At 67.3% G+C, this 19,122-nt stretch carries 16 protein-coding genes; 9 read left to right on the forward strand and 7 right to left on the reverse strand.

Annotation, left to right across the window (positions count from 1 at the left end; all coding sequences use genetic code 11):
- Positions 1–6: 6 nt before the first annotated feature.
- From FHG54_RS10475 to FHG54_RS10485, 3 genes are all read left to right on the forward strand, one after another.
- Positions 7–777 carry a hypothetical protein gene (locus FHG54_RS10475; RefSeq protein ID WP_139417220.1) on the forward strand — a complete coding sequence of 257 codons (771 nt, stop codon included), beginning with the start codon at positions 7–9 and terminating at the stop codon, positions 775–777.
- 69 nt (positions 778–846) lie between these two features.
- On the forward strand, positions 847–1,506 hold the full coding sequence (locus tag FHG54_RS10480; protein WP_139417221.1) for a peptidoglycan DD-metalloendopeptidase family protein: 660 nt from the start codon (positions 847–849) through the stop codon (positions 1,504–1,506).
- Between the two features lie 136 nt (positions 1,507–1,642).
- Positions 1,643–2,035, forward strand: a complete 393-nt coding sequence (locus tag FHG54_RS10485) for an SHOCT domain-containing protein (RefSeq protein ID WP_139417222.1) — start codon at positions 1,643–1,645, stop codon at positions 2,033–2,035.
- A gap of 47 nt (positions 2,036–2,082) precedes the next feature.
- Here FHG54_RS10485 and FHG54_RS10490 read toward each other — a convergent pair whose 3' ends face one another.
- Together FHG54_RS10490 and FHG54_RS10495 are read right to left on the reverse strand one after the other, a co-directional pair.
- Positions 2,083–2,484 carry a DUF1801 domain-containing protein gene (locus tag FHG54_RS10490; RefSeq protein ID WP_232333770.1) on the reverse strand — a complete coding sequence of 134 codons (402 nt, stop codon included), beginning with the start codon at positions 2,482–2,484 and terminating at the stop codon, positions 2,083–2,085.
- A 79-nt stretch (positions 2,485–2,563) separates the two neighbouring features.
- Positions 2,564–3,196 carry a TetR/AcrR family transcriptional regulator gene (locus tag FHG54_RS10495; RefSeq protein WP_139417224.1) on the reverse strand — a complete coding sequence of 211 codons (633 nt, stop codon included), beginning with the start codon at positions 3,194–3,196 and terminating at the stop codon, positions 2,564–2,566.
- A gap of 51 nt (positions 3,197–3,247) precedes the next feature.
- On the opposite strand from FHG54_RS10495, the gene FHG54_RS10500 reads away from it, so the two are divergent.
- The 3 genes from FHG54_RS10500 (at position 3,248) to FHG54_RS10510 (ending at position 6,021) form a co-directional block, all read left to right on the forward strand.
- Positions 3,248–4,687 carry a flavin-containing monooxygenase gene (locus FHG54_RS10500; RefSeq protein ID WP_139417225.1) on the forward strand — a complete coding sequence of 480 codons (1,440 nt, stop codon included), beginning with the start codon at positions 3,248–3,250 and terminating at the stop codon, positions 4,685–4,687.
- Complete coding sequence (locus FHG54_RS10505) at positions 4,684–5,505, forward strand: SDR family NAD(P)-dependent oxidoreductase (protein ID WP_139417226.1); 822 nt, start codon at positions 4,684–4,686, stop codon at positions 5,503–5,505. The genes FHG54_RS10500 and FHG54_RS10505 overlap by 4 nt, the downstream gene beginning before the upstream one ends.
- 99 nt (positions 5,506–5,604) lie before the next feature.
- A complete protein-coding gene (locus tag FHG54_RS10510; protein WP_168197159.1) occupies positions 5,605–6,021 on the forward strand; it encodes a pyridoxamine 5'-phosphate oxidase family protein in 417 nt (138 codons plus the stop codon).
- Positions 6,022–6,036: 15 nt separating this feature from the next.
- Here FHG54_RS10510 and FHG54_RS10515 read toward each other — a convergent pair whose 3' ends face one another.
- The 3 genes from FHG54_RS10515 to FHG54_RS10525 form a co-directional block, all read right to left on the reverse strand.
- Positions 6,037–7,137: a tellurite resistance/C4-dicarboxylate transporter family protein gene (locus FHG54_RS10515; protein WP_233437750.1), complete on the reverse strand. Its 1,101-nt coding sequence runs from the start codon at positions 7,135–7,137 to the stop codon at positions 6,037–6,039.
- 122 nt (positions 7,138–7,259) lie between these two features.
- Positions 7,260–10,187: a glycoside hydrolase family 2 TIM barrel-domain containing protein gene (locus FHG54_RS10520; RefSeq protein WP_338025679.1), complete on the reverse strand. Its 2,928-nt coding sequence runs from the start codon at positions 10,185–10,187 to the stop codon at positions 7,260–7,262.
- Between the two features lie 265 nt (positions 10,188–10,452).
- Positions 10,453–11,043 carry a TetR/AcrR family transcriptional regulator gene (locus tag FHG54_RS10525; RefSeq protein ID WP_168197160.1) on the reverse strand — a complete coding sequence of 197 codons (591 nt, stop codon included), beginning with the start codon at positions 11,041–11,043 and terminating at the stop codon, positions 10,453–10,455.
- A gap of 97 nt (positions 11,044–11,140) precedes the next feature.
- Here FHG54_RS10525 and FHG54_RS10530 point away from each other — a divergent pair, with 97 nt between their 5' ends.
- From FHG54_RS10530 to FHG54_RS10540, 3 genes are read left to right on the forward strand one after another with little or no spacing between them, the layout of a single operon-like run.
- The gene (locus tag FHG54_RS10530) at positions 11,141–12,412 is read left to right on the forward strand and encodes an MFS transporter (RefSeq protein WP_139417230.1); all 1,272 of its coding nucleotides are present in this window, start codon (positions 11,141–11,143) and stop codon (positions 12,410–12,412) included.
- Between the two features lie 12 nt (positions 12,413–12,424).
- Positions 12,425–14,071 (forward strand): beta-N-acetylhexosaminidase, encoded by a 1,647-nt coding sequence (locus FHG54_RS10535; protein ID WP_139417231.1) that lies wholly within the window; start codon positions 12,425–12,427, stop codon positions 14,069–14,071.
- Positions 13,959–15,869: a glycoside hydrolase family 3 protein gene (locus tag FHG54_RS10540; RefSeq protein ID WP_139417232.1), complete on the forward strand. Its 1,911-nt coding sequence runs from the start codon at positions 13,959–13,961 to the stop codon at positions 15,867–15,869. Before FHG54_RS10535 ends, FHG54_RS10540 begins: the two co-directional genes overlap by 113 nt.
- A gap of 52 nt (positions 15,870–15,921) precedes the next feature.
- On the opposite strand, the gene FHG54_RS10545 is transcribed toward FHG54_RS10540, so the two are convergent.
- Entirely contained in the window at positions 15,922–17,367 is a 1,446-nt protein-coding gene (locus FHG54_RS10545; protein ID WP_139417233.1) for an MFS transporter, read from the reverse strand.
- 3 nt (positions 17,368–17,370) lie between these two features.
- Positions 17,371–18,885 carry a glycoside hydrolase family 5 protein gene (locus FHG54_RS10550; protein WP_139417234.1) on the reverse strand — a complete coding sequence of 505 codons (1,515 nt, stop codon included), beginning with the start codon at positions 18,883–18,885 and terminating at the stop codon, positions 17,371–17,373.
- Positions 18,886–19,122: the final 237 nt, after the last annotated feature.

Consider the following 19,122-nt stretch of genomic DNA (forward strand, 5'->3'; position numbering starts at 1 on the left):
ATACTCATGCAGGTGAGCTTCCGATGCGGGCACGGTGCCGAGCCGGGCGAGCCGGGCGTCGTCGCGCTCGCTCGCGCGTGCCCGCTCTGCGTGCTGCTGCACGAGACCCAGCGTTCGCGGCACGAGCTGCTCGGGCGGGTGACGCCGCCGCACCGACGGGCGCTCGCCCGCGAGACGCGTATCGGCACGAGCTACGAGTGGCGATGCGCACGGGGGCACGACCGGTACCTCGCGACGATCGGCGAGGTGCTGACCGGGCCGAGCTGCGCGAAATGCCGAGCGAACGCCGCGGCGCCCGGCGCGCGCCGCGAGGCCGGCGTCGCGTTCATGAAGCCGGGGCTCAGGGTCGGCACCTCGCAGATCGAACAGCGCCTGCGCATGCTGCTCGGCGAGCGCATCCGCCTGCATCATCGTGTCAACGCCGTTCGCATCGCCCGCATGTTCTACGGCAAGCAGGAGGTCTGGCCCGACATCCTCGTGCCGCAACTTCGCATCGCCGTCGAGTACGACGATCCGGGGCGATCGCGGCGGGCTCACCTCGGCGTCAAGGCCGGATCGGACCTCGAGAAGGATGCGGCGCTGCGCGAGGTCGGGTGGGAGGTCATCCGCATCCGTGCCGGCGGGCTCGAGCCGATCGGCCCGTACAGCATCGTCTGCCGCAGCCTCACGATCGCCGTCGTCGACGACGTCGTCTCGACCATGCGCGAGATCCGGGGCGACGCGGCGGTCGACGCGCTGCTATTACCGCAGGGGCAGGCCGTTGATCCGCAAGCGTGAATCCTCGATGACCTCGGCATTCGCCGACGGGTCGAACCTCCATCGGCCCGACCGGTAGATTGGGCCACCATGAGTTCCGTGCGGCCTGCTGGCGCGCCACTGCTTCTCCGGTTTCCGTTCACCGGACGTTGGGTGGCGCAGAACAGCCCTGCCGACCGCGTACCCAGCCACGGCACGCATGCGTTCGGGTCGAGCCATGCGATCGACTTCGTCGCCGTCGACGAACACGGCCGCTCGGCGCCGCGAGGCTGGCGCTCGGCGTTCGCGACCGAGCCGCCCGATCGGTTCATCGGGTTCGATGCTCCGGTACTCGCGCCGGTCGACGGCAGCGTCGTGATCGCCCACGACCGAGAACCCGACCACGAGGCCCGGCGCTCACCGCTGACGCTCCTGCCGTACCTGCTCAGCCAGTCGCGCCGGGCTCAGCAGAGCGCAGGCGGACTCGCCGGCAACCACGTCGTGATCGCCGCGCGCGAGGCCGGGCCCTTCGTGCTGCTCGCGCACCTGCGCCGAGGATCGATGGGTGTTCGGGTCGGCGACGTGGTGCGCGTCGGCATGCCGATCGGCCGATGCGGCAACTCGGGCAACAGCACCGAACCGCATGTGCACGTCCAGGCATCAGATTCCATCGAATGGTCGACGGCACGCGGCATTCCGATCGCCTTCGCTTCGGCAGCCGAGCGAGCAGGGTGGATGCCGCGCAACCGCGTTGCCTTCGACGTGAAGTGAGGCCGCACCGACCCCGAACGCCGGTGTCACCGCTCCCCCGGGCGATTCATGCGAATCGGATGATGCGTGCTGAACAGGCGGCCCAGTAGCCTCCGGGCAGATGCGAAGACATCGCACGAAACGAAAGGCCGTCGAAATGAACAGCTTCTGGGATTTCCTTGTCTGGCTCTTCTGGTTCTACGTGATCATCTCGTGCATCTGGATCTTCATCACGGTGATCATCGACATCTTCAGGGACAGCACCCTGAACGGATGGGCGAAGGCCCTGTGGGTGCTGTTCCTCGTGTTCCTGCCGTTCCTCGCCGCGTTCATCTACCTGATCGCGCGCGGCCGCAGCATGTCGGAGCGCAATGCAGCCAGGGTCGCCGACTCGCAAGCGGCAAGCGCCGAATACATCCGGAGCGTCGCCGGCGGCTCAGCATCGTCTGCGGCAGCGGAGATCGAGAAGGGCAAGCAACTCCTCGACTCGGGTGCGATCACGCAGGCTGAATACGACGCACTCAAGAACAAGGCGTTGCAAGCCGCGTAGGGTCGCAGCTCGGGAACTGCTCGCGCTCAGCGCTCAGCGCTCAGCGCTCAGCGTGCCTGCGACCGCGTCTCGGCGAGTGATCGCTCGAGCAGTGTTCGCAGTGCGCCTCGATCCACACCCGTCAATCGCGTGAGGTAGAGGCAGACCTTGCTCGCACGATGCGTTCCGAGCGCGGCGACGAGGTCGGGCCATCGTTCCGAGAAGTCGTCGACGAGGTAGATCGTGTGCTTCGCGGGGCCCGGCGCGAATGCGAGCAGCGGTGCGCGGCCCTCGCGACCGCTCTCATAGCGGTACTCGTACGCTCCGAACCCGATGATGCGACCGGCCCACACGACCGGCCGTTCACCGCTGACTTCGCCGAGCATCGCGAGCAGTTCGTCGGCTTCGGCCCGCCGAGGGCCCGCGGCGCGGTCGAGTACCTCGGCGACCGGCAGATCGGACGGTGACATTGCGGGCTGCTTCGCTGCCATGGGATCTCCCTGTGATCGTCGGGAACATCCAGCGTACTGCGACCGGGTTCGTCCAAGGTCAGGTGATCAGGCGGAGGATCACCGCGGCGATCTCGTCGATGAACGACTCGCGCTCCGATCGCTCGGACTCAGGAGTCTGCACGCGTTGCACCAGTGCCTCGGTGATCCCTCCGACGAGGATCAGGCTCGTCAGACCCCCCGGCGCTTCGTTCGTCAACCCGGCGCGCACGAAGGCCGCGAATGCCTCGTCGATCGCATCGGCGAAGGTGCGATATGCGATGCGCCGCTGCCGCTCCAGTTCGGCAGAGACACCGACCGACTCGACCTCGAGCACGCGCGCCTTTCGCCCGTCACGGAGCATCGGCTCGAGCGAGCGAGCAAGCAGCGCCCGCACGGATGCTGCGAGTTCATCGGTTGCGCTCACCTTCGCGCCCGAGATGCCGCTGAGCACCTCGTCGTTGAGCGCCCGATAGAGCTCTGTCAGGAGCATCTCCTGATCGGGGTAGAGCTCATAGAACGAACGGCTGGAGACGCCCGCCGACTTGCACACCGCCTGCACCGTCGTCGCGCGATAGCCGATCGTGCCGTACAGCTCGAGCGCTGCATCCATGAGCTGACGGCGCCGCGTCTCGTCACGCATGCGACGCACGGAACCGCGCCACACCACAGCTGTCGTTCGATCGTCGCCCATACCACCACCATGCCATTGAAAATGTGTGTTTTCGATGCAATACTCAGCCGCATGCCCTATCTGGTCAAGCAGAGCGACCGCAGCGCCGCGGTCACGAAATCCATTCCCACCGACGATTCGCTCCCGAGAGCCTGCATCATCGGAGCCGGATCGAGCGGCATCGCCGCAGCGAAGGCGCTTTCTCTCGCCGGAGTTCCGTTCGACTGCTTCGAAGCAGGTGGCGCGATCGGCGGCAACTGGGTCTTCGACAACCCCAACGGCCGCTCCGCCTGCTACGACACGCTCGAGATCAACACCTCGTGCGCGCGCATGGCGTTCTCCGACTTTCCGATGCCGGCGAGCTACCCCGCCTATGCGCGCCATGACCAGGTGCACGCCTACTTCGAGCAGTACGTCGACCACTTCGGCTTCCGCAGCGACATCACGCTGCACACCTCGGTGACCGACGTCGCTCGAAGTGACGACGGCGCGTGGCTGGTGCAGACGAACGGACCAGACGGCGAACGCACCCGGAGCTACGATGCGGTGCTCGTCGCCAACGGCCACCACTGGGATCCGCGGCTGCCGGATCCCGCCTACCCGGGAGCGTTCGACGGGGAACAGCTGCATGCGCACGACTACCGATCGGGTGACCAGCTCGAGGGCCGCAACATCGTCGTCGTGGGGGCCGGCAACTCCGCCATGGACATCGCCGTGGAAGGGTCGCACCGCGCCCGCAGCGTCAACCTGTCGATTCGCCGGGGGCAATGGGTCATGAAGAAATGGCTGCTCGGTCGGCCTGCCGATCAGATCGCGTTTCCGGGGTGGCTGCCGTGGTGGGCGACGAGCCTCCGCTTGCGCATCGGTGCGCTGACCTCCGGCGGTCTGGCGAGATACGGCCTGCCCGAACCGTCGCATCGGCCGGGGCAGTCCCATCCCGTGCAATCGGATCGCATTCGACAACGAATCGCCGCCGGACGTGTGATCGTGCGCCCCGGCATCGAACGACTCGACGGCGACGGGGTGGTCTTCACCGACGGCAGCCGGGTGGCCGCAGACCTCATCGTGTGGGCGACCGGATACAACGTCACGTTCCCGTTCCTCGACCCGGCACTGGTGGCGGCGGAGGAGAACGAGTTGCCGCTCTTCAAGCGGACGCTGCACCCCGACCTGCCCGGGCTGTACTTCATCGGACTTCTCCAGCCGGTCGGCGCCGTGATGCCCCTCGCAGAGGCGCAGAGTGCGTGGGTCGCCGAGATTCTCGCAGGGCGCTATGTCGCCCCCGCCGATGCTGAGCTGCGGAGCCGGATGGAACGAGATCACCGCCGCAACAAGCGGCAGTTCTACCGTTCCCCGCGACACACCATGGAGGTCGACTTCGATCACTTCCTGTGGGATCTCGCGCGCGAGCGCAAACGCGGCCGCGGTCGCGCCGAGCGCCGTCCTGTCGCGACCCCGTCGCCGGTTCCGAGTGACGGGCCCTCGCGCCAGGCAACGGAGGTGCGAGCATGACCGGCCTGGCCGACCGTGTCGTCGCCGTGATCGGCGGCGCGAACGGTATCGGCCGCGAGACGGCACGCCGGCTCGCACTCGCGGGCGCCAGGGTCGCGATCGGCGACCGGGACGGAGCCGCCGCCCTCCGCGCTGCCGAGGCGCTGGAAGGCACAGCCATCGGCCTTGCGGTCGATGTGACGAGCACCGCATCGCTCGAGTCGTTCCTCACTGCGGTCGACTCCGCTTTGGGCCCGGTCGAGACGCTCGTCAACAGCGCCGGAGTGATGTGGGTCGGGCCGTTCGATGCAGAACCCGAATCTGCGGCCCGTGCGCAGATCGACGTCAACCTGCTCGGGGCGATCAACGCCGTGAAGGCGACGGCAGCCCGCATGCTGCGGCAGCGCTCGGGCCACATCGTCGTGATCGCCTCGGCGGCCTCGCTCCTGCCGACCCCCGGTGAGGCGACGTATGCCGCCAGCAAGCACGGCGTGCTCGGCTACCTCAAAGCCGTGCGGGCAGAACTGCGCGGCAGCGGCGTGGAGGTCTCGGTCATCATGCCGACCGTGGTCGAGACAGCACTGGCCGCCGGTACTTCCCCGGGTGCGGCGAAGATGCTCCAGCCGGCGGATGTCGCTCGCGCCGTGCTCACCACGATCACGCGTCCACGGTTCGAGGTGACGATCCCTGCCTACCTCGGTCCGGTCCGTCGCGCGATCGATATCCTCCCTGCCGCGATGCGCGACGCTCTGCTCCGCCGGCTCGTTCCCGACCAGGTGCGGGCGAGTGACCGCAAGGCCCGGCAAGACTATGAGGCGACGTTCCTGGATCGCGCCTGATGGCGGCGGTGACCGTCGGACTCGATGCACAGCTGCACCGCCGCAGTCCGCGTCGTTCGGCCTGGCCGGACGACTGCTGGTGAGTGCCATACTCGAAGTATGAGCGACGTAGACGAGCGACCCCCGAGCCGCCTTCTGACCGAGGACGAGTGCTGGCAGCGCCTCACCGACGCCCCGTACGGGCGCGTCGCCGCGAGCGCCGCGGGTGAAGTCGACATCTTCCCGGTGAACCATGCCGTCGATCACGGCACCATCGTCTTCCGCACATCGGCAGGTACGAAGCTGCTGGAGCTGACGATCCACCACGGCGTCGCCTTCGAAATCGACGGGTACTCCGACACCGATGCGTTCAGCGTCGTGGTGAAGGGCACCGCCGAGGAATTCGACCGCCAGTCGGAGGTGGCTGAGGCGGAGCGGCTCGGCATCACCCCCTGGGCGCCCGAGCAGAAAGACCGCTGGGTGCGAATCAGGCCGACCCACGTGGGCGGCCGCACCTTCCAGCGGCCCCGCGACTGACCCGGCCCGAGCCGCTCACAGACCCGGCTCGACTCCGGCGCGCGGTCGGCGCAGCACGGTTCGCCAGATCGTGACGAGCATCGCGGCGAAGGTGACGAGCCAGGCTGCGAGTGCGATCCAGATCTCGACGGAGCCGATCGCGTGCACCAGCGGCAGATGGTCGACATCGCCGAGGAACTGGGAGCCGACACCGTACATTCCCAGCGGGAAGATGATGCTCCACAGCGTTGCCTCGTAGCGCAGCGGCACTCGGTGGCGCACGTGACGCCAGTATCCGGCGATCACGAGCGGCGGAATCAGCCAGGTTCCGAATGCCCAGAAGAACACGGATGCACCGGCGATGAGTCCGCGGGTGGCATCCACCACCGGGGCATCGGCCATCTCCACGATGCGAGCGCCGGCGACCACGGTGATTGCGGTCGCACCCATCGCCACCCAGTAGGGCGGGGTGAGATCGGCCGGCCGGAACGGGTACGCCAACATCCGCACGCCCACGAAGACGCCCACCGCGCCGTAGAGGAATATGCCGACCGACCACGAGAAGACCGCGAGCAGCGACATCGCCGGCCGCATCGAGGCGGGCAGTTCCACTTGCAGCGTCGCCGCGAGTACCGCGATCGACTGGCTTGCCACCGCCCAGATGAACCAGGTGCCGTTCGCCGTGGCCAGCGCCCTCGCTGGCCGATGCTGCCCGAGCACGGCGGTCCACGGCACCGTGTAGCCGAGCACGATCCACGCGAGCGCGGCGAGGATCATCAGAACGAGCGATGGGGCATGGAGCTCCTCTTGGGCCAACCGACTGCCGAGCACGCAGGTCGCTGCCACGAAGGTGAAGAAGCCGAACGCACGAGCCGGATCGGCGAAGTCGGCGGCCATGGCCTCGCGGTGGCGCACCACGCGCACGACGCTCAGAGCGACCAGCACCACATAGGCGACGGCGGCGATCACCAGTAGCAGTTCGGAGATCGCCATCGCGTTGTTGGTGCGCATCGCCACCGACAGGATGCCGGTCGCCATCACCAGCGCGAAGTACCCCGGTGTGAGCCCGCGCACTGCCGCGTCGGCGCGTGAGAGCAGCGTGCTGCGGTCAGCAGGCGTTCGCGGCGGCGTGGACACGCGCTCAGAGTATCGCCCGCGGGGACGGCGGTTCGACGATCAACGCCTCGTCGTGGATGAACCACACGGCGACGCACCCTTGAATGTGCGCGCATCGGGCGCTGCAGCGCGGGGGCGCTGGATCATCGAGCGCGCACCCGGAACACGTGCGTGAAGCTCGACTCGCGCGGACTCAACACGTACGCATCGAGCACTCCGGGCCCGCATGCAGCTGTTCCGACGCCGTGCTGTCGGGCGTCGAGGGAGAGGTGGGTCCGCCCGTCCGCAGTCAGATCCGACTCATGCGACGCGGCCGCGAGCGTCGCCTGACTGAACGACCGAACGGTCATCGCGAACGGATCGCCCTCGATGGCGAGCTGCGCGCCCTCGAAGCCGAGGGCCAGTCTCGTGACGTCGGCGCGCGCACCGGATTCCTGCGGTCGCACGTAGTCCACGTGAAGATCAACAGGTGCGGCCTCGTACCAGCCGAACTTCGCACCCTGGCCGGTGTCCGGATAGGCCTGGCCCGGCCCGCGACCGCGCCAGGCCACCGTCTGCGCTTCGCCATCGATGACGAGCTCGAGCCCGATTCGGGCCCACGGCACCTCCCAACCGCCTTCGGGACGCACCTTCGTTTCGAGCGCGAGTGTCTCGCCGTCGCTCGACCACACGAAGTCGACCGAGATGCCATTGGCTTGATCAGCTGCGGCGTAGCGCATTCGGACGGTCAGCACCTCGCCGCCGTCGGAATCGGGCACCGCCACCATCTCGATGAGTCGCGGATGAAGCCGGTCGAGCCCGGTGTCGGTCCACTGCCGTTCCACCGGCACGCCACCGACGATGAAGTCGGCGACGCCGAAGTCGTTGTCGATCGGTGCACGCCAGAAGTTCGCCCTGAACGACGAGATGCGGAGGCCGTCGAGGTCGATGAGCGATCCGGTCGTGCGATCGAAGGCAGCTGGACCGAGCCGGGCGACGGCGGCATCGGTCACGACCACGGCCGTCGCCCGTGGGCGCGGCGGCGTCGGCGGCGTCGCAACGAATTGACCCCACGCGATCTCGTGGCCCGCTTCAGCCCATGGGGTCGCGGTTGCGAGGCGAGCGGACACGGTGACGATGGCCGGCCTCGAGCTGCCTCGAGAAGCATCGTCGGGCAACTGCACGCGCACCTCCTCCCCCGGCGCAAGGCTCGGCACGGTCAGCACACCGTGGGCCTCGACCACACCGTCCGCTGCGACGGTGTACTCGAAGACCACGTTCGATGTGTCGGCGAAGTCGAAGGCGTTCCGCACGTCCGCGCAGCCGGCGTTCACTGTGATGCGGATCGGCTCGATGACCTTCTTGAAGTCGATGAGACCCGGGCGAGGGCCCAGATTCGCATCGACGAGACCGTCGGCAACGAAGTTGCCGTCATGGATCTCCTCGCCGAAGTCGCCGCCGTATCGGAAGTGGTTCGCCCCCGAGGCATCCGTTGCCGAAATGCCGTGCTCGATCCATTCCCAGACGAACCCGCCCATCAACCGCGGGTAGGTCTCGAACAGGGATTGGTACTCGCTCAGCCCCCCGGGGCCGTTGCCCATCGCGTGACCGTACTCGCAGAGCACGAACGGCATGCGTCGTCGCTGCGCGTCGAGTTCGGCGTCGGCAAGGGGTTCCTCCTGGCAGCGACCGATCAGCTCGGTCTCGTGGTGGTCGGCGTACATTCGGGAGTAGACGTCGGCGTACGCGCACGTCTGGTCGCCCTCGTAGTGGATCGGGCGGGAGGGGTCGCGCTGTTTCGCCCAACGGGACATCGCCGCGAGGTTCTCGCCCGTTCCCGACTCGTTGCCGAGTGACCACATGATGACGGACGGATGATTCTTGTCGCGCTCGACCGTACGTCGCATGCGGTCGACGAGCGCATCGTGCCACGCCGGCTCGTCGGCCGGGTTGCGCTGCCAGGCCTGATGCTCGAAGCCGTGGGTCTCGAGGTCGCACTCCAGCACGACGTAGAACCCGAGGCGATCGGCGAGGTCGAGGAAATCGGGATGGGGCGGGTAGTGCGACGTGCGAACGGCGTTGATGTTGTGCTGCTTCATGAGCCGCAGCTCCGCCTCGAGCCGATCTCGCGGCACGATGCGTCCGAGCTCCGGGTGGTGCTCGTGCCGGTTGACGCCTCGCAGCAGGATGCCGCGGCCGTTGACGAGGAACCGGCCATCCTCGACGACGACGGTGCGGAAGCCGAGCTGCACCGTGACGGTCTCGCTCGGTGTGCTGATCGTCGCCTCGTAGAGTCGCGGCGACTCCGCCGACCAGCCGTGAACTTCAGGGATGCGGTGCTCGGTGCCGGACACCGTGACCAACCCGAGCTCGGGCACGGAGATCTCGGCTTCGATGCTCTCGCCGTCGCGCGTCGCCTCGATGCGGAGCACTCCCACCGAGGTTCGGTGGTCGAAGTCGGCGTGGACGAAGACGTCGTCGATGCCGTCCACCGGTCTCGCGAGCAACGTGACGTCGCGGAAGATGCCGGGCAACCACCACATGTCTTGATCTTCGAGATAGCTGGCGGCCGAGAACTGGGCGACCCGCACCGCCAGCACGTTCCGACCCTGCGTGAGGGCGTGGCTCGCGTCGAACTCATGCGACAGACGGCTCCCCCGGGTGGTGCCGAGCCGGATTCCGTTCAACCAGACCGTCGCGGCGGAGTCGATGCCGTCGAATCTCAACACTGCGGAGGGCAGGAACTCGGGTCCGACGTCGAACTCCAGCACGTGGTCGCCGATGGGATTGGCATCGGGGGCGTGCGGCGGCTCGACCGCGAACGGGTACTGGATGTTCGTGTACGCGGGTGAGCCGTGACCATGCATCACCCAGCTCGAGGGAACGGGCAGCTCGCCGAAGCCGTCGAGACGCCTGCCCGCCTGCCACCCGTCGTCGGGTGCCTGGCGGATTCCCGGGTGGAGACGGAAGCGCCAGGTGCCGTTGAGCGACCGGCTGGCGGCGTCGGTCTGGAGTCGAGCCCGGGGGGCGTTCGTACCGTTGGGCGGCGCCGGCGAGTGGAGGGCCTCTGCCCGGTCGCTTCCGCGGTCCACTCTGCGCTCCGGCTCGGCATCGGGAGTCATCGCCGCTGCAAGGCCCGGCTCGTCGGAACGTCGGCCGGCGATCACTGCATCGTCCCCGCGACCTTGCCCTTGATGCTTCAATCGTCTGTCCTTCGCTCGAGCGTGAGTGCGCCCACGACCTTCATGGGCGTCGCAGCGACTCTATGCGGGAAGACTCTGTGATCCCCCCGAGCGCGCTGAAGCTCTCGTGGCAGCGGAGTCGCTCGCTGACAACGCTGTTGCCGAGTCGCGCGAATCAGTCGCCGTCAGATTCGATGCCGCGCCGGGGAAAGCCGTCGAGCAGCTTCCGCATGACTCGCCAGTCGTCGTCGGTGTCCGTCCAGTTCACCTCTGGGTCGCGAAGTCGTTTCAGCCGGACTCCGTCGAGGAGCAGCCGAAGGATCCGCGCGACCTCGTCACCGTCTTCGAACTCGCGCTCGATCTGCGGCACCATGAGATCGAACGTGCGCTCGCTGCGTCGCGCGAAGTACTCATGTGCGGGGTGCCCCGGGTCGAGCGCCTCCGCCTCGAGGGCGTCGAAGCTCCGCGCCTCGTCGGGATGCGCCGCATAGAATCCGCGCGCCGCATCGAGCATCTCGAGGAGCGGCACGTCGAAACCTCCGTCATCGAGGATCTCGGCGAGGTCGACTTCGTCGCGATGATCGAGCACCGCCTCGAGCAATGTCGGTATGTCGGGGAAGTAGTGCATCAGCCCCGGCGCGGACATGCCGCAGCGTCGGGCGATCTCGCGCAGGCTGAGCCCGCGGTAACCGTCGCTCGCGATGGCCGCCTGGGTGGCGTCGATGATCTCGGCTCGTCGAGCCTCGGGAGTCAAACGGCGTGCCATGCGTCCTCCTTTGCTCATTCGTACTTGCGCTTCCGCCACGATACACGTGCGCTCACCCCTATCTTACAGCTGTTAGATAGAACGGAAAGGCTGTTCAATGACGAACTCGTCCCCCGACACCGTGACGATCACGGCGTCGAATCCGGCGGTGAAGGTGCGACTCTCGCCGCGCGTGAAGCACCTGTTCGGCTTCATCGTTCCGGTCAACCTCGCGATCTACATCGTGGTCGACGCGGTGCCCGGCATCCTCCTCCCGCTCCAGATCCAAGGCATCGACGAGGCGAACAAGGCCGCGAACCTCGCGCTCGTCACCGGCATCGGAGCCTTCGCGGCGATGATCGTGAGTCCGATCGCGGGTCTGGTCTCAGACCGCACGCGGAGCAGGTTCGGTCGGCGCACCCCCTGGATCCTCGGCGGAGCGCTCGCGACCGGACTCACGCTCTTCGCGATGGGCTTCGCCAACGGCGTCGTGCAACTGGTCATCGCCTGGACGATCATGCAGATCACGCTCAACCTGATGATCAGCCCGCTGACGGCGCTGCTGCCCGATCGGGTGCCGTCGGCCGTGCGCGGTGCGTTCTCGACGCTCGTCGGCATCGGCATGATGGTCGGCATTCTCGGTGGTCAGATCCTGGGCGCGAGCCTGGCATCCGACATCCAGACCGCATACCTGATCCTGCCCGGCCTGATGATCGTCATGATCGTGCTGTTCGTGGTGTTCTGCCCCGACACCGACTCACGAAGCCGGGTGAACGAGAAGTTCTCGTTCATCGTCTTTCTGAAGACGTTCTGGGTGAACCCCCGCCGACACCCCGACTTCTTCTGGGGCTTCATGAGCCGACTGACGCTGTACACCGGGTACTTCATCATCACCGGCTACCAGCTCTACCTGCTGCAGGACTACATCGGACTCGGAGACGATGCCATCACCCTCGTCCCCCTCCTCGGTCTGGTGCATCTCGTCGTCATCGTCATGGCGATGGCCTTCGCCGGCCCCCTCTCCGACAAGATCGGTCGCCGCAAGCCCATCGTCATCGGTGCGGCGCTGCTGATGGGCATCTCGATGCTCGCCCCCGTGATTCTGCACACCGTCACCGGCATGTTCGTGTTCACGGCGATCTGCAGCCTCGGCTTCGGCGCCTACATGTCGGTCGACGCCGCACTGATGAGCGAGGTCCTCCCCTCCGAGGGAACCTTCGCGAAGGATCTCGGCGTGCTCAACATCGCCGCCACCTTGCCGCAGACGATCGGCCCGTTCCTCGGCGGCGCCATCGTGGTCGGCTTCGGGTACCTCGGACTGTTCCCGGTCGCGATCGCGCTCGCGATCGTCGGCGCACTCTGCATCGCTCCCATCAAGTCCGTTCGATAGGAAACTGGATATATGACTCTCTCGCTCGTCCCTGCACCCGCCCGCATCCTCGCGCATGAAGGATCGCTCGAGATCGGCGACGGCACGCACGTCGTCGTCGAGTCGAACGAATTGACAGCGACGGCGCGGCGCTTCATCGACGACGTGCGCATCGACACCGGCATCGCCCTCGAACTTGCGTCGCCCTCCGATTCGGGGACTCCCGTCGTGCTCGCGCTCGACACCGCCGAACTCGATTCCGTGGCTGCGGCCGGTGGCGTTCGCGCCGACGGCAGATCGGTAGCGGATGCCGCAGACGAGCGCCATGGCATCAGCATCACCCCTGAGGGGGTGCGTGTCTGGGGCGCCACCGCCGAGGGCGTGCACCGCGGCCTCACCTCGCTGCGCCAGCTCATCGCCGCCGTATCCCGGGACCGACTTGCGGCGCTGCCCGCTGCAGAGATCCTCGACGGCCCCCGGTTCGCGTGGCGCGGACTGTCGTTCGACGTCGCGCGCACCTTCCACGGGCCCGAGACGGTGCGACGCGTGATCGACATGTGCTCACTGCACAAGCTGAACGTGCTGCACCTGCACCTGACCGACGACCAGGGCTGGCGCATCGAGGTGCCGACCCGGCCGGCGCTGACCGCGATCGGCGGCGCCGGCGCGCTGGGCGACCGCCCCGGCGGCTACTACACGCTCGCCGAGATGGCCGAGCTCGTCGAATACGCAGCCGCGCGCTTCGTCACGCTCGTGCCCGAGATCGACATGCCCGGACACACCGGCGCGATCTTCCGCGCCTACCCCGAACTCGCACCCGCGGACGGGCGGGCGGGCGAGGTCGCCCCCGGACTTGCGATCGGCACCCTCGACCCGGAGCGCCCGGAGACGTGGGCCTTCGTCGAAGACGTGCTCGACGCCGTCATCCCCCAGTTCCCGCAGAGCGCGTACGTGCACGTCGGCGGCGACGAGGCGTTCGGCATGGCCGACGAGGCACACGCTGCGTTCGTCGAGCGGGCCGTCGCACTCGTCCGCGCCCGCGGGCGACGCGCACTCGGATGGCAGGAGACCGCACGCGCGGCGATCGGTGCAGACGAGATCGTGCAGTACTGGATCGACTCGCGCGAAACGTCGGCGATGATGGACAACGAGGCGCTCAAGACGATGGTCCCGTCAGAGCTCTTGCCGCTCATCGTCGAAACGATGGCCAAGGCCGAGCACGACGTGCCCCGTGCCCTCGCGACGGGCGCCAAGCTCCTCATCTCACCGACGAGTCGGCTGTACTTCGATCGACCCCACGCCGAGGACTCCGCCGACCCCGCGCAGGAAGAGATGCGCGCCCGGGTCGGACTGCCGGTCTACCCGCCGATGTCGCTCCGGCACGGCGTCGAGTGGGATCCGGTCGACGACACCCCTGGCGTTTCATCCGACGACCAGATCGCGGGCGTGGAGGCGGCCATCTGGTGCGAGACCATCGCCAACCGCGACGAACTCGAGTTCATGCTCCTGCCACGCATCGGCGGCCTCGCTGAGAAGAGCTGGGCACGGCGCACTGTCACCGAGTGGAATGACTACGCCGAGCGGATCGCCGCACAGGCGACGATATGGGACGCGCGCGGCTGGACCTGGTTCGCCGCGAACACCGTCGACTGGGCGGCAGACGAAGTCACCGCCCGCTGAACCGCACCGGACTGCGCCGATCCCGAGACGGAGAACTGAATTGACCACTGACACCACCGTCGTGCGCTTCCCGTACGAAGACTCGTCCTTGCCCATCGAGAATCGCATCGAAGACCTCCTCTCCCGCCTGGACGATGCCGACAAGGCCGGTCTCCTCTTCCACACGATGGTGTCCGTGCAGGAGCTCACCGAGCCGAATGCCATGTTCGGCCTGCCTTCCGTGGCGAGCCTGATCCACGACCGGCGGATGAACCACTTCAACCTCCTCGGGTCGGCACCGAGCGGGCGCGAGTTCGCGGAGTGGCAGAACGCTGCGCAGCGACTCGCCCGCGAACTGCCGCTCCGCATCCCGATCACGTTCTCGACGGATCCACGCCATTCGTTCACCGACAACCCCGGCGCATCGATGCTCGCCGGCCCGTTCTCGCAGTGGCCGGAATCGCTCGGCCTCGCGGCGATCGGATCAGCCCGCCGCGTCGAGCGGTTCGCCGACGTCGCGCGGCAGGAGTACTTGGCCGTCGGGCTGCGCGTGGCGCTGCATCCCCAGATCGATCTGGCCACCGAGCCGCGCTGGTCACGCATCAACGCGACCTTCGGGGAAGACGCCGATCTGGCCTCGCGGCTCGTCGCGGGATACATCCGCGGATTTCAGGGCGACCATCTCGGCGCCGAATCGGTCTCGACCATGGCCAAGCACTTCCCCGGCGGCGGGCCGCAGAAAGACGGCGAGGACCCCCACTTCGAGTACGGCCGCGAGCAGGTCTACCCCGGCGACAACTTCGAGTACCACCTCGAGCCGTTCGCGGCCGCCATCGCCGCCGGCGTCTCGCAGATGATGCCGTACTACGGGATGCCGGTGGGAACCGAGTACGACGAGGTCGGGTTCGGATTCAATCGCTCGGTGCTGCAAGGACTGTTGCGAGATCGCTTCGGGTTCGACGGCATCGTCTGCACCGACTGGGGGCTGATCACCGATTCTCCCCTGATGCCGGCGAAGGCCTGGGGTGTCGAGCACCTCACGCCCGCCGAACGGATGCTGAAGATCCTCGACGCCGGCGCCGACCAGTTCGGCGGCGAACTGTGCACCGACCTCCTGCTCGAACTGGTCGACGCCGGCACGCTCACCCGCGATCGCCTCGACGTCTCCGTGCGCCGTCTGCTTCGCGAGAAGTTCAGGCTCGGCCTGTTCGACGACCCCTTCGTCGACGCAGACCGTGCGCAGTCGGTCGTGGGCAACGCCGACTTCGTTGCCGAGGGTCTCGCCGCGCAGAGCGACTCGCTCACACTTCTCACCAACAGGGATCAGACGCTCCCCCTCGGCCGGGGCATCCGCGTCTACGCCGAAGGTGTGGATGCCCGGCATCTTCGCGAGTACGCGACCATCGTCGCAACCCCTGACGAAGCGGATGTCGCGATCCTGCGGGTCAAGGCACCCTACGAACCCCGGACGAACGGGTTCGAAGCGTACTTCCATACCGGGTCTCTCGAGTTCCCATCGCAGGAGCTCGAACGCCTGACGAGTATCGCCTCCGCCGTGCCCACGGTCATCGACATCTACCTCGAACGGCCGACGGTACTCGGAGGGATGGAGCACACCGCAGCTGCCGTGATCGGGAGCTATGGGGCATCCGACGCTGCACTCCTCCGCGTGCTGTTCGGTGACCGCAGTCCGCTCGGATCACTCCCGTTCGATCTGCCACAGTCGATGGACGCCGTGATCGCCAGCCGCACGGACGTGCCGTTCGACACCGCCGAACCCACCTTCCGGTTCGGGCACGGTCTGCGCTACGACGCGTAAGCGTGTGCAGCACCGTCCCGACCCCCGATGCCCGGCACTGCAATCGTGGCGCTCAACCGTCGCGCGAGACCGGCGCGTCGCCCAGCGCTGCGGCGAGCTCCGCGCCCCGAGGGTCGTGCGTGGCGAACGCCGTCCCTGAGCCGCGCCGATCGCGCGAGAACTCGCTCAACCCGGCTTCGACGGTCTTGCTGTACGGCAGGAATGCCATCGCGATCGCACCCAGCAGCGCGAACACGATCGGCACCCCCGCGGTCGCGATGCGTATGCCGAGTTGAGCGGTCTCAGATTGGACCTCGGCGAGCTGGTCGTAACCGAATGCGGAGATGATCCACATGAACAGCGCCGTCTGGATTCCGATGAGCGGAGCAGACAGGAGCGCACGCAACGACGCGAACGACCCCGTCTTGCGGGTGCCGGTGGTGCGTTCGTTCTCGTCGATGAGCGCTGCCTCGAGGGGGCTGCCCGCGGTCATCATGATCTGGCGTCCGCTCATGAGCACGAGGTAGCACAGCAACGCATGCCACCATTCGGTCGCGAAGAACAGCGCGGCGAGTCCGAGCACGTACGGAACCATCCCGACGAAGATGCTGGTTCGGCTGCCGATGCGCTTGATCATGCGGGCGAACAGCGGCAGGAGCAGGAGCACGACGGCCATCGAACCGATGTCGGTGATCGTGGCCTCGGTGCCGGAGCTGCGGATCACGTGATCCATGAAGTAGAGGAACGCCGTGAAGTACATGCCCATCGGTGCGAGCGCGGTGGCACTGTAGGCGAACCAGGCCCAGAACGCCCGCATCCGGAGGATCGATGCGGCATCCGCTGTGAGTTGGCTCCAGGTGACGTGCTGTTCGCCTGCGTCGCCGTTCTCGTAGAGCTCGGGAGGATCCTTGAGTTTGAGGATGGGGATGAGGTAGAGCGCGGCGTTCAGCAGCACGACGCCCATGAGCATCGCGGCGATCGTGGTGCGCTCGGTGATCGAATCGCCCACGAGTAGTTGCGTGGCGACCACGGTCGCGAAGGCGGAGGTGATGTTGCCGATCCACGTCTTGCCGACCTCGACGTCGATGCGATCCTCGCGCGTCGGTGCCGCGAGGTAGATGTAGCCGGTGGCGGAGATGAGGTAGAAGGTCGACGCGACATCGAACAGGAACAGCTCGAACAGGAAGACCAGCATCATCGTGCTCTGCGACCACGACGGGTCCGTCCAGGCCATCGCGACGAGCCCGATGAGCATGAACGGAACGGTCGTGCGCATGACCCGCAGGAACTTGCCCCGCCCCGGCCGGTAGCGCATCTTGTCGAGCATCACCCCGAACACGGGATCGTTGATCACGTTCCAGATGTTGAAGGCGAGGTACACCCATCCGACATACTGCGGATCGAGTCCGATCACGTCCGTGTAGAACTTCACGTACACGTTGTGGATGATGACCGTCGACATCCACGTGGCCGGCAACGGCGTGGAGAGGAGCGCCTTCTGCCGGAAACTCAGCGCCACGACTCAACCGACTGTCAGCTCGAAATCACCCAGACCTGCTGCGACCGACACCCACACGCCATCGCGCGTGAACGGCATCGGCTCGCCGTCGCGGAGCACACTCACCGCTCCGTCGGGAGCGAAGAAGACGGAGGGTGCCCCCGTTTCCGCTCCACGCCACCCGGCGTGCAGCGTGCCGTCGACGACGCGCCAGTGCAGGCCGTCTCCGGCGAAGGCGAGCGGGCGGGGGCGGGTCAGGGCTGCCGCCGCCTCGGACGCGGCGAAGCCCTTCTGCCAGCACCAGTAGGTCCACGACCACCCGCGAGCATCGAACACGTCCTGCAGAGCCTCGGCATGACTTTCGACCCCGTCGCCGAGGTCGAGGGCACCCCATTCGCCGACGATCACCGGCACGCCGAGGCGCTCGGCGGTCTCGGCGTGGCGGGAGAAGATCGTCGCCGCGCGGGTGTTGCTCGACAACGCGATTGCCGCGGTGTCGACGGTCAGGTCGTACCCGTGCGGTGAGTAGGCCCAGTTCGCGTCATCGAGCGCGGGCTGTCCGGAAGGCACTCCGAGGTTTGCGAAGTAGTTGTGCTCGCGCAGGATGAGGCCGTGCGGGTCTTCCGCCCGGACCGAGGCGCGCACGCGCTCCATGAATGGGGCGACCGCGTCGGATTCGAAGGCAGCCACGAGGGGATGAACCGCGTCGCCGACCTCTCGGTGCACCGTCTCGTCTTCGAGACGAGCCAGCTGCGCGAACTTCGCCTCCGGATCCGCGAAGTCGGCGAACACCTGCTCAGGATCCTGGCCGGTCGCGTGTGCGAACGCACCGATGAGCGAGGCGAAGATCTGAGGTGCGATGCTGCCGGGTGTCGGCTCGTTCAGAAGGTCGTATCCGACGACGGCGCGGTGATCGCGGAACCGCCGGGCGACGTGCGCCCACATGGCGGCGAAACGATCCTGCAGTCCGACGCCCCCAGGCCCCGCGGCGTTCGACCAGAACTGGTCGAGTGCCTCGTGCACCGCAGGACTCGCGAGATACGCATCGCTCCACAGTTCCGTGGCAGCGAAATCCTGCGAGGTGAGCGTCGCCCAGACCGGCGCACCGTCGCTGAACGCCTGCGAGTACAGGTCTTGGTGCGAGTCGAGCACTGCGAGCATGCCCGCATCGTGGATCACATCCAACTGACCCGCGACCCAATCGAGGTACGCCTCGTCGTAGTGGCCGGGCTCGGGCTCGACAGCCGCCCAGATGACCCCGAACCGCACGAGCGTGAACCCACGGGCGGCGAGGTCTGCAATATCCTCCGGGGTCCAGTCGCCACCGAACCCTCGATCGAGGTAGCTGCCGGTCGGCAGATGGTTGCCCTTCGAGATGAGGTTGATGCCGTGGAATACCCGATGACGACCGAGAGAGTCGCGCAGGCGAGACCCATCCGTACGCAGAATCGTGCCGTGGCCGCTCACGTCGGGCCGGAGAAGAGCTTCGTCACTGCTCGCAGCGGGTGCGGTGCGACTGAGGGTCTGGTCGTGCGTCATTGCTCTCCCGGCGCGAACCTCAGCGTTCGCGCATGCTCATGAAAGTGGGACATCTGACCCACTCGGACGAAAGTACCGTGCACGCGCACTGAGATCAAGCGCCGGCATCCCACTCCGCGGCGACCAGATCGACGCCCGCTGCACCCGATGGCCGCAGGTGCTCCTGAGTTCGCTGCCGTACGGCGGTCCGCACGGGCGGAGCCCCGTCCAAGAGTGGGCGGAAGCCGGTAGGGTCGG

The organism is Agromyces laixinhei, assembly GCF_006337065.1.
Taxonomy (GTDB): domain Bacteria; phylum Actinomycetota; class Actinomycetes; order Actinomycetales; family Microbacteriaceae; genus Agromyces; species Agromyces laixinhei.